We start from the raw sequence: 15,019 nt of genomic DNA, 5'->3' as shown, positions 1-15,019 counted from the left end.
AAAAGCCAAAAACCAGGAATAGCTATCTGATAGAAGACAGTTCTATTCCTGGTTTTACTGTTGTCTATAGAGATTACCAATTATCAATAGTGCTTAACTTAATGACATTGGTAATCAAACTTCACTCTTTTTTCTATCAGACAAAAAAATCAACTATTTCTAGTTGATCTTATTTCGTGGAGGTTAACGGGCTCGAACCGCTGACCCTCTGCTTGTAAGGCAGATGCTCTCCCAACTGAGCTAAACCTCCATATCATTCAACTTGATATCTCAATCAAGCAATAAGAATGATATCAAAATGTTCATAAATAGTCAACGATTATTTTGCTTAAATTCTAACTTGTCCATTTCCATGGATCACATACTAATTCTTCAGAATTTTTTTACTGCCCAGTTTTCAACATGCAATCCATCTACTCTTTCAAATTCAGGTGTGTTATTCGTTACAACAACCATATCTTTTGCACGCGCAATAGAAGCTATCATCATATCCATTGCACCAATGATTTTCCCTTCTCTTTCAAGAGAAGATCGAATATGACCGTACTGTTCTGCTGCTGATGCATCAAAATCAATGATTTCAAACGACGATAAAAATAAAGTTAACGCAATACGATTCCTTACAGGATATTTACTTTTATTCACACCATACATTAACTCAGCATATGTAATCGAAGATATAAAAATATCATTTGGATCATGTAAAAATAAACACTCCAAAACCTCTTTTGGTTTATTCTTTATCGCGTAAATACAAATATTGGTATCTAGAAGATATTTCATAATATGTTTCTAGTTTCACTTTCTAACTGTACTCTTTCTTCACACATAAAGTCATCTGAAAAAGCATCTAAACTTTCAATAAAACCTGACCACTGATTCTCTTTTGGAATCAACAAAACAATATCTCCTATCTTCTTGATAGCAACTTCATCCGATTGAAATCTACATTCTTTTGGCAAACGAACTGCCTGACTTCTCCCATTTTCAAATACTTTCGCTGTCATCATAGATAAATACCTCCTGATATCCAAAGTATATATCTTGGTATATATCTTTTCAATATTTCTTTCCATTTTCAATTTAAATCCTCCTATCATTAATATTCACAATTTTTATTCACTTTCCAAAAAAAAGTAGAGATTACTTACATTTCGTCTCTACTTTTTATGTAATACATTTTCTAATGCACGTGACAGTTCATCAATTTCAATTGGTTTTGATACAAACCCATTCATACCACATTCCAAAGCACTTCTGCGATCTTCCTCAAAGGCATTGGCAGTCATAGCTAGAATTGGTATATTCTTCAATTCAGGATTGCCTAATGCACGAATACATTTCGTAGCTTCATAACCATTCATGACTGGCATCTGTACATCCATTAAAATACAATCATATGTTTCTGCAGGTGCACTCTTCACCATTTCCACAGCCACTGCACCATTTTCAGCTTCATCCACAACAAATCCATACCCTTCAAGAATTGCTTCTGCAATCTCTCGATTCAATTCATTATCTTCAACTAAAAGCAGATGTTTGTTTTGAAAATCAATTTCTTTCCGTATACTGTCAGATTCATTTTCTGCACAGATTTTTTTACCAAGCGCATGCATTAACGTTTCTCTTAAATCAGACATAAACATTGGTTTTGCACAGAATGCCGTCACACCAGCTTCAATTGCTTCTGCTTCAATATCAGACCAGTCATAGGCAGTCAGAATAATGATTGGTGTATCATCTCCCAAGTTTCGAATTTGTCTTGTTACTTCAATGCCATTCATATCTGGTAAACGCCAGTCAATGATATAGGCATGAAATGCATCACCAATTTCCATGGATTGTTTTGCACGAAGAACTGCTTCTTTTCCAGAAAGTGTCCATTCAGAACGCATTCCAACTTTCACAAGCATCTTTGTAACACTGTCACAAGTATTGAAATCATCATCTACAACTAAAGCTTTCAAACCTTCCAGTTCTTTAATTTTTACAGAATGATGACTTACAGATTGTATGCGTAATGGCAGACGAACAATGAACTCAGTTCCTTTTCCCTGTTTTGTCTGAATCTGGATTGTTCCACCCATCATATCTACAATATTCTTCGTAATTGCCATACCAAGACCAGTACCCTGGATCTTGCTGACAGTCGATGTACGTTCACGCTCAAATGAATCAAATATTATGTTTAAAAATTCTTCGCTCATGCCAATACCGTTATCTTTAACACGAATTTCATATAGTCCACTGTCTTTTCCAGGACTTGCAAGCTGACTAAGTCGAACAGAAACCGTTCCACCAGATGGTGTGAATTTGATGGCATTGGATAAAAGATTCAACAAAACCTGATTCAGTCTTGTCTTATCACAATACACATCCTTATCCACAACATCCATGACATCCATATACAATTCCAGCTGTTTTGCTTGAATCTGTCCACTGATGATTGTTTTTACATCATGGAGAACATCCGCAAGATTTACTTCTGTTTCTTCTAGATGAATTTTTCCACTTTCAATACGACTCATATCAAGAATATCATTAATTAATGAAAGCAGATGATTACTTGACGCAAGTATCTTGCCTAGATAATTCTGTACTTTTTCCTGATTACCGATATTGCCTGCCGCAAGTGTAGTAAATCCAATGATTGCATTCATTGGCGTTCTGATATCATGAGACATATTGGAAAGGAATGTACTCTTTGCACGATTTGCGGTTTCTGCAGCACATACAGCTTCTGATAAAGCCATATTTCTTTGCTTGTCTTCTGTACAATCTGACATCACAATGATGTACTTTTCTGTTTTATCTATCACTGTTTGTGAGCTACTCGGTCATTGAATGGCCGAGCATCAAAATGCTTGACCACAAGCCGATAATTTGAAAATATACCCAATCTTACAGTCCGAAGGGCTATGAATCAGCACATATCTTCTTATTACATTCCATACATGGACATGCCATATACAGAAAGCGGTAGTTCATATGTTCTACAGAACGGAAACAGCGTTTCCTGTTTCCTGCAGAATCGATGTTTTCAATTGTTTCATCTGCCATTCAAGATGTCTGTCATCCAGAAGCCTGATCAGCCTGGATTGCATGTCTTTGTGGCTTTTTGCATCCTTGCAGAGTTTAAGAAGTTCCATGTCTGCTGCACGGTTTCTGATGTTTACTGCACCAATGTGGTCAGAATCATCCTCATAGCCACAGCATCCGCATTTGAAAAGCTTACTGTTTACTGTACTGCGGTTTTCTGCATTACGATAGCTGCAGATTGGGCATGTCTGACTTCTAAAATCTGGCGGTATTTGTACATAGTCATATCCATACCAGTTGAGTTCAGACATGAGCTTCTGCTGCAGTCTGCCACGTGCAAATGCAGACAAGTCTCCATTCAACTTGCGAGACTTGTTAAATTCCTTGATATCAAGCAGCTCAAGCACAGTCAAAGTATCATGTGTGATACATGACATATATGCTTTTACATCCTGTTTGATTTCATGATTCAGCATATTGTAGTAGCACGCTTCTTGCGATACGGTGCATCTGCTGTGCGTATCATGTGTTCCAGTCTGTCCATCTTCTGAATGAGAAAACGTCTCACATCCAAAGGAAGGTTCTTATGGTGACGCACATAATGGCTGATGCTGCATTTCTTGTTGCGCAGGCTGCTTAACTGTGCAAATGCTGGTTCAACATCATGATGGTAGTAATCAATGACATCTTTCATGGATCCAATGGAACGTCCATCAGACAGAAAGAACGAATCCTTGATTCCTGTATCTACTCCCATACAGACGGCTGTATCAGGCTTCCTGAATGATTTTGCATAAGACCATCCAATACGAACTCTTGTACCTTCCAGCTTGACTGTTACAGTAGCAGCCATCCTGTTAGTCTGAATCTTATGCAGCGAATGTCTGCTTGTATTGACTGGAATTGAAATACGGCTACCTTTTACAAAAGGGTTTGAGAGCGTGATAACATACGGCATTGCAGTATCGGTAGACGGCTCGATTTTCATCAGTCTGCTGTCAAAAGGAATCGCTTCACTTATAACATGAGGTATCCTGAATTGAACGGAAACCATATCATACAGATCACAAAGTTCAATCATCTGTTCTTCGAACTCATCAGCAGACATGTTCTGCAGCTGTGCAATGCAGTCCAGATAGAAAGCCGTGTCTTTCCTGTTTCGTACAGCATTGACAACTTCATTCAGGCAGGCAGTCATTTCATCTTTGGTCACACCATCAAGGCACAAGCCAAACAGCACCTTGGACTGGCAGAAGATGGAATCAATTGTCTTGAGCATTTCCAGACGGATTGCATCCAGCCTGTTTGACAGTTTTGTAAAAGCAGTATCAAATGCATTCTGACAGAATGCAGAGTTAATGTTTTCAGGACGGAACTGTTTTTGAATCTGGCGAACATAAGAATCCTTCTTATCGTTCTTGATAAGTTGTACATGAATATCTGGAACAGCCATCAAAGCCTCGATATTGAAGTTGATCAGTTCAATATATTTGTGTTCCATCTGCCAAAGCAAGTCAAGTTTTCCTTTGTTTGGTCTTCCAGACAAAAACACGCTTTTGACAGGTGAAGCTTCAAATTCAGAACTCTTTTTCTTACATGCTTTTGGCATAAAATATGTCTCACTTACTACATATATTATACCATGATAGAACGATGAAATATAGCTTATTTATGCGAAAATATTGAGTTTCTCATCTTGAAATAAGTGGAAGAATGGCGCTTTCATCTCGGTCATTGAATGACCGAGGATTCTCGCTTGGTTTCCTAAATAAATGAAATGTCTTTATTACAAATGCAATTCATTTTTTAAAGCTTTTTGTACAATTTTAGATGATCTACAATCATTAATGCATTTGTTCTACAGAAATGGAAAGACCTAAATTTCTAAATATTTTTAAAAGTGTTCCTAGATTTGGTGTAATTTTTCCTGATTCTATTCTTGCAACAGATGATTGAGGGATTCCACACATCTGTGCAAGTTCTCTTTGTGATAAACCTAATTTATTTCTTTGTTGAACCATTGCTGAAACAACAGCAGCTATTTCTTCAGTTTCGTGAATATCTTTTGATAAATCAGGATCAACATTTTTCACATGTTCTTTATATTCATTCCATGTTTTCATTTTCTTTCTCCTTCTTTTGTAAATACTCTTTTCTTTCTTGTTTCGCTTTTTTTATTTCCCTCTTAGGAGTTTTTTGAGTTTTTTTACGATATTGATGTAACAAAACATAAGTGCCATTTTCAAAATAAAAGAAAAATATTCTATTAACACCTGGTCTTAATTCCCATATTCCATCTTCTAAATGCTTTATGATATTTTCATTTAAGTTCACACCATTTCTTTGAAGAAGTTCAATATATAAACTTATTTGTCTATATTGAATGCGTACATTTTTATCATTTTTTGATTTCTTTCTCAGTTTCTCCAAAAATTCCCAAATTAAAACTTCACCATTCTTTGTAATATAAAATTCTATTGTATATGACATGGTATTCATCCTTTCTTAGAACAAACACCATTCCATCTGAATGATAGCATTAATGCTATCATTCATCAATACTTTTTGGTGTTCTAATATACATATTCACAACTTTTATTCATATTCCAAAAAAATCCCAAAGATTTCTATCTTCAGGATTACAAATGCAATTCATTCTTTAAAGCTTTTTGTAGAATTTTTGAAAGACTTAATCCATTTTTTGTTGCGAGTTTATCCATCCATTCAGGAATGGAAACTGCTTTTCTGACAGCTCTTGTAGAATGTGCCTCTTTCCATGCATAATCATCATATGCAATTGCAGAAACACATTCATCTCGATATTGATTAGAAATGACTTCCATAGAAGATGGTTCAGGAATTACATTTCCTATATCTTCTTGTGCATTGATCCATTCTCCTAATGCATCTTCTGCCATTGTACATGCTTCTGGAAAATCTTTACCTTGTGAAAAACATCCTTTCAAATCAGGAAATTCAACCCAATATGAATTTTCTTCTTTATGAAATACTGCAGGATAATACTTTTTCATATGTCTCTTTGGCTATGTTGAAATATTATTTTAAATTAGCTTCTCTTAGAATTGCATCCTCAATCCCTTTTCCTAATTCTTTTGCATGTCGACGAATAGTAATCGTTATTTGGCGTCAATGGCATAGCCTTCTCCTTCCAAACGAATACTATTGCATAAAATTATATAAGTCAATGTACATTTTATGTAATTTTACACAACATACATTCATCTTCTCTATACTATACATATTCACAGTTTTTATTCATATTCCAAAAAAAATCCCAAAGATTTCTATCTTTGAGATTTCATTTTCTTATGCTCTTAATTCTGCCTTCACTCTCTTAGCTAAGTTATCTAAGATCTTGTTGTATGCATCTGTAATTTCATCATCTTTCAATGTATGATCAGCCTGATATGTCAACTTCAATGCAACGGACTTCTTACCTTCTGCAACATGTTCACCTTCATAAACATCGAATACTTCAACATTAGAAAGAATATTCTTAACTCCAGCTGTTGCAATTGCACGTGTAATATCCTGTGCACTGACTTGCTTATCTACAACAAATGCCAAGTCTCTTGTCACTGCCGGGAACTTAGGAAGTTCTGTAAATTTAATTCTTCCAGCCTTTGCTTCAAAGATTGGATCAAGTGTCAATTCCGCATATGTAACGTTCTTTAGGTCAAACTTCTTTGCATAATCAGGATGTAATTCACCAAATACACCAAGCTTCTTGTTTCCTAAAGAAATCACAGCACTTCTATATGGATGGAAATGTGTTGTATCCATCTTGTTTTCTTCAATCTTGATTCTTGAGCCAGTAAAGCCAAGTCTCTGCAGCCAGTTGAGAACAATACCCTTCATTGCATAGAAGTCACCCTTGAGAGAAACATGTCTAAGCTTGTCATCCATGTAGTTGCCATCTAATACAATTGCAAGTCTTTCTTCTTCTACACCCGTAGCATATACTTTAGAGATTTCATAGAAAGCATTGTCTGTATTAGAACGAGCTTCATTGTACTGAACAACTTCCATAACAGAGTTAATGAGATTTGTTCTTGTATATTTTCTAGCTTCACTCATAGGCATTGCCAGTTCTACTGGATTTTCCAATGCATTGAAACCATTCTTTGCATAGTCTTCATTGACCAGTGTATATGTAACAATTTCATTTAAGCCGCTTGCCATCATTGCTTCTCTAGTAATTGCACGAACCTGCTGAATATTGCTTCTTTGACCAACCGTAGCAGATACATTTGGCAATGTACTTTCCAGTGAATCAAATCCAAGTAAACGAATGACTTCTTCATCAATATCTGCAGTTCCTTCAATATCAATACGGTAGCTAGGAATATGACAAGTAATTTCATCACCATTGACTTCTGGTTTGAAATCCAGCCATTTCAATGTATCTACAACTTCATCCATTGTAAAATGTGTTCCAAGTAAACCATTGCAGTGTGTCAATGTTTCAACAACTGTCTGTGGCTTATATGTCATTTCACCAGCCATGACTGTCTTTTCAAATCCAGATGCATCCGCATATTCACTTAATAACTGAACAGAACGATCCATTGCCTTCTGCATTGCACATTCTTCAATACCCTTTGTAAATCTCTGTGCAGCTTCAGTAATAAGATTCAAACGAATCGATGTTCTACGAATAGAAGCATGATCAAACTTCGCAGCTTCAATAAAGATACTATCTGTACTTTCATCGATCATACTTTCTTCACCACCCATGATACCAGCAATACCAGTTGCTTCACCATTTGTAGTAATTAAGATATCACCCTTTTGAATATCAAATTCAGCACCATCTAATGCTGTCATTTTCAATTCTCTGTCATCCACAACAGTAATTTCATGTGCAGGTAATTTCTTGAGGTTGTAATAGTGTAATGGCTGCCCTGTTTCCAACATAACGAAGTTAGAAATATCTACAACGTTATTGATAGAATTCATACCAGCTGCATTCAAATACTGCTGCATCCACTTAGGAGAAGGACCAACCTTAACATGGTTTACAACCTTACCTAAATAGCATCCACACTTTTCACTCTTTGTGAATACTTTAAAGTCACCTTCTTCACCAATATCTGCCTTATTTGCATAATCTGGCCATTTTACTTCTCTATGTAAAATTGCGCCAACTTCTTTTGCCATGTTCCACATAGAGGAACAATCTGCTCGATTTGGTGTTAAAGATACATCTAAGATCGTATCATCTAAACCAAGATAGCCAAGAACATCCGTTTCACCAACAGGTGCATCTTCAGGCAATTCTTCAATCCCATTGATCTGATCTTCTCTTAATGCCTTCTTATCAACACCAAGTTCAAATAAAGCACATAACATACCATTACTTTCTAAACCATGTAATGGTTTTGCTTCAATCGTAGTACCAGGCAATTTAGCACCAGGAAGTGCAACGATTACCTTTAAACCCTTTCTACAGTTTGGTGCACCACAGATGATCTGATATGTCTTGTCACCAACACATGTCTGTGTTTTATGTAAATGTGTACCTTCAACATCTTCACATTCAACAACTTCACCAATTACCAATCCTTCAGCATAAGCCATTGCTTCAACGCCTTCAACTTCAAGACCAGCAGTAGTCATCTTATCTGCCAACTCTTCAGGAGTAATATCAGAAAGATCTACATATTCCTTTAACCATTTATAACTTAATCTCATCTCTAATTTCCTCCTGATTAGTCAAATCTATCAAACATCTTTAAGAATCTAGCATCATTGATATAGAAGTTACGAATATCATTGATACCATACTTCAACATTGCAACTCTTTCTAGACCAACACCAAATGCAAATCCACTGCACTTATCAGGATCAAATCCATTCATTTCCAATACATGTGGGTGAACCATACCAGCACCAAGGATTTCAATCCATCCACTGCCCTTACATACATTGCATCCCTTACCATTACAGAAAGGACAAGATACGTCTACTTCTACTGATGGTTCTGTAAATGGGAAGTATGATGGTCTGAAACGAATCTGTCTGCCTTCACCAAACATCTTATTTGCCAAGAATTCAAGTGTACCCTTCAAGTCAGCAAGTGTAACATGTTCACCTACAACTAGACCTTCACACTGCATGAACTGATGTGAATGTGTTGCATCATCATCATCTCTTCTATAAACCTTACCAGGACAGATGAGCTTAATAGGTGTTTGACCATGTGCCTTTTCTAATTCTCTCATCTGCATCGCTGTTGTATGTGTTCTGAGTAATGTATTTGGATCAATATAGAATGTATCCTGCATATCTCTTGCTGGATGATCCTGTGGAATGTTTGCTAATTCAAAGTTGTAGTAATCCTGTTCAACTTCTGGACCTTCTGCAATCTTATAGCCCATACCTAAGAATAAATCTTCTACTTCCTTTTGGATGAGCATCAATGGATGACTTGTTCCAATACGGATAGAATCACCTGGCAGTGTAATATCAATCTTTTCTTTTTCTAGTTTTAAAGCAGTCGCAGCTACTTCTAATTCTTGTTGCTTCTTGTCTAATGCTTCACTGACTTCCTGCTTGCAGACATTGACTTTCTGACCAAATGCTGGCTTTTCTTCCTTTGGAAGATCCTTCATTTCTTTCATTAATGCAGGAATCAAACCTTTCTTTGAAAGGTATGTGTTTCTTACTTCCTGTAATGCATTTAAGTCACTTGCGTTATTGATTGCTTCAAGCGCCTGTGACTGCACTTCACTGATTCTGTCACTCATATTTTTTAACCTCCAGATAAAAATAAAAACGTTCCATAAACAGGAACGTTTGAATTAACGCGGTACCATCCTGATTCGTATCATAATAGATACGCACCTTGATTCACTCGTAACGTGAGTTTAAACGGAAGGGATTAGCTTCACATGGAAAAGTGAACTCACTGAACACATAACAGAATCTTTTCAGCAGATAGATTCCTCTCTGAGATATGCTTCTTTCAGCCATATTCTTTTCTCGTAACGTTTTAACAGGCTTCATTATACCGTTTTAAAAGATTTGATGCAATGATTAATGGACTGAGAAATTTATTTCTTATTCTCTTCAATCACTTCCAGCATTGCTTTTTTGAAGACTTCTGATTGAGATATCTCGGTTTTCTTTATCTAGACGGTATTTATTTGACGCTTACTTCATAACTGCTGATTCCTAGGTATAAAAATAATTCTTCTTTGATATTTACGCTGATAATATATATTTGGTCTTTAAATCATTACAGCGACTATAGTTTATGAAACCTTCCTTTTGCAGGCGTCCCACAACAATTCCACAAAGAATGTGTTTTTCTTGAGCAAAGGCACAAATGGCTGCTTTTGAAAAATCATTCTGATCAGTAAATGCGTTGAATTCTTCTGTTGGAATTAGTGTTTCTTTTGCAAAGCTGTCAGCGGCAGCTTCATCTTCTTCGGTTGTTCCATTTGGCTGGTTGATGTGACCAAGTAAAATATGACCAAGCTCATGAAATAGACTAAACCAGAATTTATCTGCATCTTTGCCACGAACTGTTAAGCCAACAACGATTTTTTTTCCATCGTAGAAAGTTGCACCATGCAGGAAAGAACCTCCAATGTGAGGGAGAAATACAAGTGCAATACCACAGCTGGATAATAGCTCAATCAACTTAGGGCAGAAATCCGAAGGATTCATTGTGGTCATGCTTCTTATTTCTGGCAAACTTTTCTTAAGCGTTTCTAAATTAACTAATGAAGTCTCAATAGTACGCGCCTCTAGTTTGGCTTTCTGCGCCCATGCCAATAGAGCAAGATTACTTTTTTCTGTTTCGGCTAATCTACGACATGCTATTTTTGACAATTGCATATCCTTAATAATCCCAAGGTTTACAACTTCAAAATATTTTCTAAGACAAATAACTTTTTCGGTTGTATCTCTGGTCTCAGGAACCCAACCATTTTTAGACATTTCACAATAAGGTAGTTTTTTTGCAAGTTCTTTATCAGCATCCATATCATTCTCAGCTTTGGCTTTTACAAGTTTTTCACGATAAGTGGCCTCTAATTTATTCCAAAACTTAGCAGGAACACCTAATACCATTTCTAAACGAACAGCAACATCCGAAGTCAACTGAACTTCGCCATTAATTAATTTGCTAATATGTTTTTCGGACATACCCATGCGTACTGCAAATTCTTTCTGGCTAAGTCCTCTATCAAGCAACTGCTCTTTTATAGTTGCTCCTGGTGGTGTTGCAATAAAACTGCGACTTTTTACCATCGTAATACCTCCCTGAATGAAACGGAAATTTAATGATAATCTACAATTTCCATTACATTTGCAATTTGAATTTCATTCCCTATTTTTTCAAAAACCAGTCGATAGGGATGAACTAAATCCATTGCGTATTGACCTTTGCGATTTCCTTTTAATGGATGACATCTTCCAATATGGAATTGAACCATCTCTTCAACAGTATCGGATGCATCTATTTCATCTATACGCTGATGGATTTTTTCAGCCATTTCTGAACCATATTTCTTTTCTGCTTCGCTAGCGATTGTACACACCTTTTCAATCTTGCGAGTTTTATATGTTATTTCCAAGCTGTCACCTCTTTTGTAAATTTACCTTTGAGGTAAAAATATTATATCCTTATTTGTTATAAATGACAATGATATTGGTTTACCTGAGAGGTAAATCGATTGCAATATACAAAAAGATAGGACAGTAGAAACGATAATCTACTGCCCTGAAATTTAGAATTCCTGTGATAGTGGCACGCAATGATTATCTGATATATCATGTGCAAATTCTGTATTTTTGTAACAACGATATAATATCGGAAGTTTTCAACACCATCCGGATATGCATTCATCTCAAATCTGATATTCGAATTTCTTTAACTCTTCCCTATATAATTCAGCTATATATGCCACCATTGCACCACAGCTTTGTTTTCTTTCGATGAACTGCAATACAATGTGACCAGTCTACATCTGCATTCTCAAAAATATGCGTTTTAAGATTTTCTGAAAGTTTGAATTCAAAAGTTGAAATATATCCATACTTCTGTCCCTCTTCAATTGTTCCGGTTGTGATTGCTTGGGCTATTGAGGTTCTCAGAAAACTTTCTTGCATCAAATACTCTAAAATCTATATATTTCACTCCTATTCCTTTTATTCCTGTCAAAGTCAGGGAGCATCAATTATCTTTTTAATCTTTTAATACGGCCATATCTGGCAGATTCTACTATACAGCTGATAGTTTGATTCATTATCACCTAAACTATTTGCACAATATGTTTTTAATTCTTTCTTTGTGTGTTTATTTGCTGCTGCTTTTGATTGTTTTGTAATTGTTCCTTTTTTCTTTTCAGGAAATTGTTGTTGAATGATTGTAGCAATCTGTTTCTGATATTGTGCTACACCTTTTGCATCACTTGGATCTAGCTTAGCTTTTTCAACAACTGCTGGTTTTGGCGTAAAGAAATCTTGAATTGATTCTGCCTTATTGATAACACGATTATTCTTTTTCCAGTAATCCATCACTGCAGTATATCCATTATCTTTACTGATAATAACAGCTTCTGCATTCACATATCTTTCCATTAGTTGTCCTAGGATCGTACATAATTGAAAGTCTAGATAATTTTTAGATCCATTGGATATTAAATCATCTACATGAAAGTTTGCTTTCGATGACATTACTTTTAGCAATAAATCGCCTTCTACCTTTTCTTTCTTAAAGTTTGGTGTACTGAGTACATATACTAGATCTGTATCGTCTAGTTTTTCTATTCCATCTAAACCATGATGGTGTACATTTTCTGTATCTATTAGAAATATTCTCATAGTAAATTATTCTCCAATGAAATTATTTTAACATTAAAGAAGGATGGAATGGGAAAAGAGTCGTAGATTTACGACTCGTCAATCACTCTTCTTCTCTTCTTTAGCAATTAATTTCTTCAATTCATCGTTAGTTCTTTCCATGTATTTGACACTCTTCTTTAATGCAGCTATTGTCTTCTTGCATTCATCAGATTTATCTTCTGCACTTTCTAGAACTTTTAGTTGTGTTTTACTGTCATTTAAACTTTCTTCTGTCATTTTCTGAATCGCTACAACAACATCTATTTTATGCATTTGATTCAGTAATACGTAATTACATTTTGCCAGTAGCTTCGCATCATCTGCCTGTACGAAATTTGGAGAGGATAATAATCCCATTGTTGCTACACTAGCTGTACTCATACCTAAAAGAGCTCCACCACCAGCAATGATGACAGAACCACCAGCCATACCAAATCCTCCGGCGACTAATGATCCACCACCAGCGACTGCTAATGCTGCATTTACTAATGCTGCACCATGCAATCCAGGAAAAGCACCACCAAATAAAGCAACTGCAATCTGTGGAGCAAATAACATGGCACCTGCACCAACACCAGCACCTACCGCAACAACTGCACCAGCTGCTCCAGCCATTTTTAAATTCTTATTTTCTATATAGCCATGATAGTGTTTGTATAGAGATTCAAACTGCTTGATTTCTTTGAAAGAAACATATTTTTGTCCTTCACAAAAATAGTCCTTCATATAATCTAGATTCTTATTAACTAGTTTCAGTTTTTTATATTTCTTTTCATCTTCATCAATTTGATAATACGGACTAAAAAGACACAATTCTAGAACAATGTTATACAGCCATGTTCTATTATCTATTGTGTTTTCAGCATGTGTAATTAATGCCTGATAAACTTTTTGAATATTTGGTTCATAGAGTTTTGCCATATGCAAAGAGTTCTTTGAAACTTCCATCCATTGTTTCTTCCACTCATTCTTTAATTGCTGATCTGCACTCAATTTTGTACATTGAATATCTTCTTCAATCATATGAAGTTTGAGTGAATATAAAATTCTAGTTTCAGGATCATTTAATGAAATATATGAATTTAATTCATCTTCTGAGATATCTTTACAATGATGAACAACTTCTATTTTTGCCTTATGTAAAATTTCATCAATATCTTCTTTGATATAAGTAGCATCTTGTTTTACAACATATGTAAAAGTAAGAATATTAGAGAAATTAATTGTATTGGCGAGTATTTTTACAGCACCAGTAATATCACCAGAACCATAGGCATATGCTCCAGCAAGTACTACTGCTGCACCAGCATCCATTGCAAAGAAAACACCGGTAGATACTGTTTCTAAACGTAAAATTACTCTTTCATTGTCAATTCTATTGAAGTTAATAATTTCAAGACCTTCTAATGTTGTAATTTTATGTTCTCTTACTTGTTCAATTAGATTTTTAATATGAACATAAGTATGAATCATTATCAAATTAAATTGGTTTGGAAGATTTTCTTTTTTCAAAGAATCTAATTTAGAAATTCTTTGATTTTTATCTTGGATCAAGTTAGCAAACCATTGTTTTAGTTCTTTTTTTGATAGATTAATTTGAGAAAAATCTTTAATGATTGGTTCTAGCTTTTTACAATAGATTCCCATTCAAGAACATTCTTAAGCTGTTTTTTGAACTTTCCATTTTGTTTATATTGGTCTACTTGTTCTAAAAACCATTCAAATATTGCAAATTCAACCTTTTCAAGAAATAATAAATTATCAAATGTTTCTTTTGCTTCATTTATAACTAAATTATTATTTTCGTCATATCCAATCTCTTTACCAAATACTTTTTCAATAATGGAAATCAATAAACCCATCATACTGAAATCAGAAGCAAAATCCACAACGAGATTTTTATAACTATTTGCATCTCTGAGAACTTCTTCAATATTATTCAAAGTTTTTTCAATATCAGATGCAGTTTTATCATTATGCTTTTGAACTTTAATATTTACATAATTAACCATCAGATTCACTATTGAGCAAAAATAGGAAAAGCAGCATTCAAAGCATTCGTAATCTGTCTGCGGGTCATTGGATGAGATTTAAAAATATATTT

General features: G+C 35.1%; 15 protein-coding genes and 1 tRNA gene. All 16 read right to left on the bottom strand.

The annotated features are described in order from the left end of the window. Positions 1–177: 177 nt before the first annotated feature. Positions 178–250 (bottom strand) — tRNA-Val (locus ACTND6_RS09095). 122 nt (positions 251–372) lie between these two features. Next, on the bottom strand, positions 373–783 hold the full coding sequence (gene vapC, locus ACTND6_RS09090; protein ID WP_441023757.1) for a type II toxin-antitoxin system tRNA(fMet)-specific endonuclease VapC: 411 nt from the start codon (positions 781–783) through the stop codon (positions 373–375). After that, positions 780–1,010, bottom strand: a complete 231-nt coding sequence (vapB, locus tag ACTND6_RS09085; RefSeq protein ID WP_441023758.1) for a type II toxin-antitoxin system antitoxin VapB — start codon at positions 1,008–1,010, stop codon at positions 780–782. The genes vapC and vapB overlap by 4 nt, the downstream gene beginning before the upstream one ends. A 150-nt stretch (positions 1,011–1,160) precedes the next feature. Then, complete coding sequence (locus ACTND6_RS09080) at positions 1,161–2,786, bottom strand: ATP-binding response regulator (RefSeq protein WP_441023759.1); 1,626 nt, start codon at positions 2,784–2,786, stop codon at positions 1,161–1,163. Between the two features lie 207 nt (positions 2,787–2,993). After that, positions 2,994–3,515, bottom strand: a complete 522-nt coding sequence (locus ACTND6_RS09075; RefSeq protein WP_441023761.1) for a zinc ribbon domain-containing protein — start codon at positions 3,513–3,515, stop codon at positions 2,994–2,996. Then, positions 3,509–4,648, bottom strand: a complete 1,140-nt coding sequence (locus tag ACTND6_RS09070; protein WP_441023762.1) for a hypothetical protein — start codon at positions 4,646–4,648, stop codon at positions 3,509–3,511. The genes ACTND6_RS09075 and ACTND6_RS09070 overlap by 7 nt, the downstream gene beginning before the upstream one ends. Positions 4,649–4,883: 235 nt before the next feature. After that, positions 4,884–5,162 carry a helix-turn-helix domain-containing protein gene (locus ACTND6_RS09065; RefSeq protein WP_320078989.1) on the bottom strand — a complete coding sequence of 93 codons (279 nt, stop codon included), beginning with the start codon at positions 5,160–5,162 and terminating at the stop codon, positions 4,884–4,886. Next, positions 5,146–5,529: a type II toxin-antitoxin system RelE/ParE family toxin gene (locus ACTND6_RS09060; protein ID WP_441023763.1), complete on the bottom strand. Its 384-nt coding sequence runs from the start codon at positions 5,527–5,529 to the stop codon at positions 5,146–5,148. The genes ACTND6_RS09065 and ACTND6_RS09060 overlap by 17 nt, the downstream gene beginning before the upstream one ends. A gap of 149 nt (positions 5,530–5,678) precedes the next feature. Continuing rightward, positions 5,679–6,071: a type II toxin-antitoxin system HicB family antitoxin gene (locus tag ACTND6_RS09055; protein WP_441023764.1), complete on the bottom strand. Its 393-nt coding sequence runs from the start codon at positions 6,069–6,071 to the stop codon at positions 5,679–5,681. A gap of 295 nt (positions 6,072–6,366) precedes the next feature. After that, positions 6,367–8,754, bottom strand: a complete 2,388-nt coding sequence (gene pheT / locus ACTND6_RS09050; RefSeq protein ID WP_441023765.1) for a phenylalanine--tRNA ligase subunit beta — start codon at positions 8,752–8,754, stop codon at positions 6,367–6,369. A gap of 17 nt (positions 8,755–8,771) precedes the next feature. After that, positions 8,772–9,809, bottom strand: a complete 1,038-nt coding sequence (pheS, locus tag ACTND6_RS09045) for a phenylalanine--tRNA ligase subunit alpha (protein WP_441023766.1) — start codon at positions 9,807–9,809, stop codon at positions 8,772–8,774. A 457-nt stretch (positions 9,810–10,266) separates the two neighbouring features. Then, a complete protein-coding gene (locus ACTND6_RS09040; RefSeq protein WP_441023767.1) occupies positions 10,267–11,319 on the bottom strand; it encodes a helix-turn-helix domain-containing protein in 1,053 nt (350 codons plus the stop codon). Positions 11,320–11,348: 29 nt separating this feature from the next. After that, on the bottom strand, positions 11,349–11,645 hold the full coding sequence (locus tag ACTND6_RS09035; RefSeq protein ID WP_154477530.1) for a type II toxin-antitoxin system RelE/ParE family toxin: 297 nt from the start codon (positions 11,643–11,645) through the stop codon (positions 11,349–11,351). 619 nt (positions 11,646–12,264) lie between these two features. Beyond that, complete coding sequence (locus ACTND6_RS09030; RefSeq protein ID WP_441023768.1) at positions 12,265–12,894, bottom strand: PIN domain-containing protein; 630 nt, start codon at positions 12,892–12,894, stop codon at positions 12,265–12,267. 78 nt (positions 12,895–12,972) lie between these two features. Next, the gene (locus tag ACTND6_RS09025) at positions 12,973–14,562 is read right to left on the bottom strand and encodes a hypothetical protein (protein WP_441023769.1); all 1,590 of its coding nucleotides are present in this window, start codon (positions 14,560–14,562) and stop codon (positions 12,973–12,975) included. After that, positions 14,538–14,927 (bottom strand): hypothetical protein, encoded by a 390-nt coding sequence (locus ACTND6_RS09020; protein ID WP_441023770.1) that lies wholly within the window; start codon positions 14,925–14,927, stop codon positions 14,538–14,540. Before ACTND6_RS09020 ends, ACTND6_RS09025 begins: the two co-directional genes overlap by 25 nt. Between the last annotated feature and the right edge of the window lie 92 nt (positions 14,928–15,019).

Source organism: Bulleidia sp. HCP3S3_C9, assembly GCF_052064035.1.
Lineage (GTDB): Bacteria > Bacillota_I > Bacilli_A > Erysipelotrichales > Erysipelotrichaceae > Bulleidia.
The sequence above is the reverse complement of the archived record's forward strand: the minus strand, read 5'-3'. Positions and strand labels throughout refer to the sequence as shown.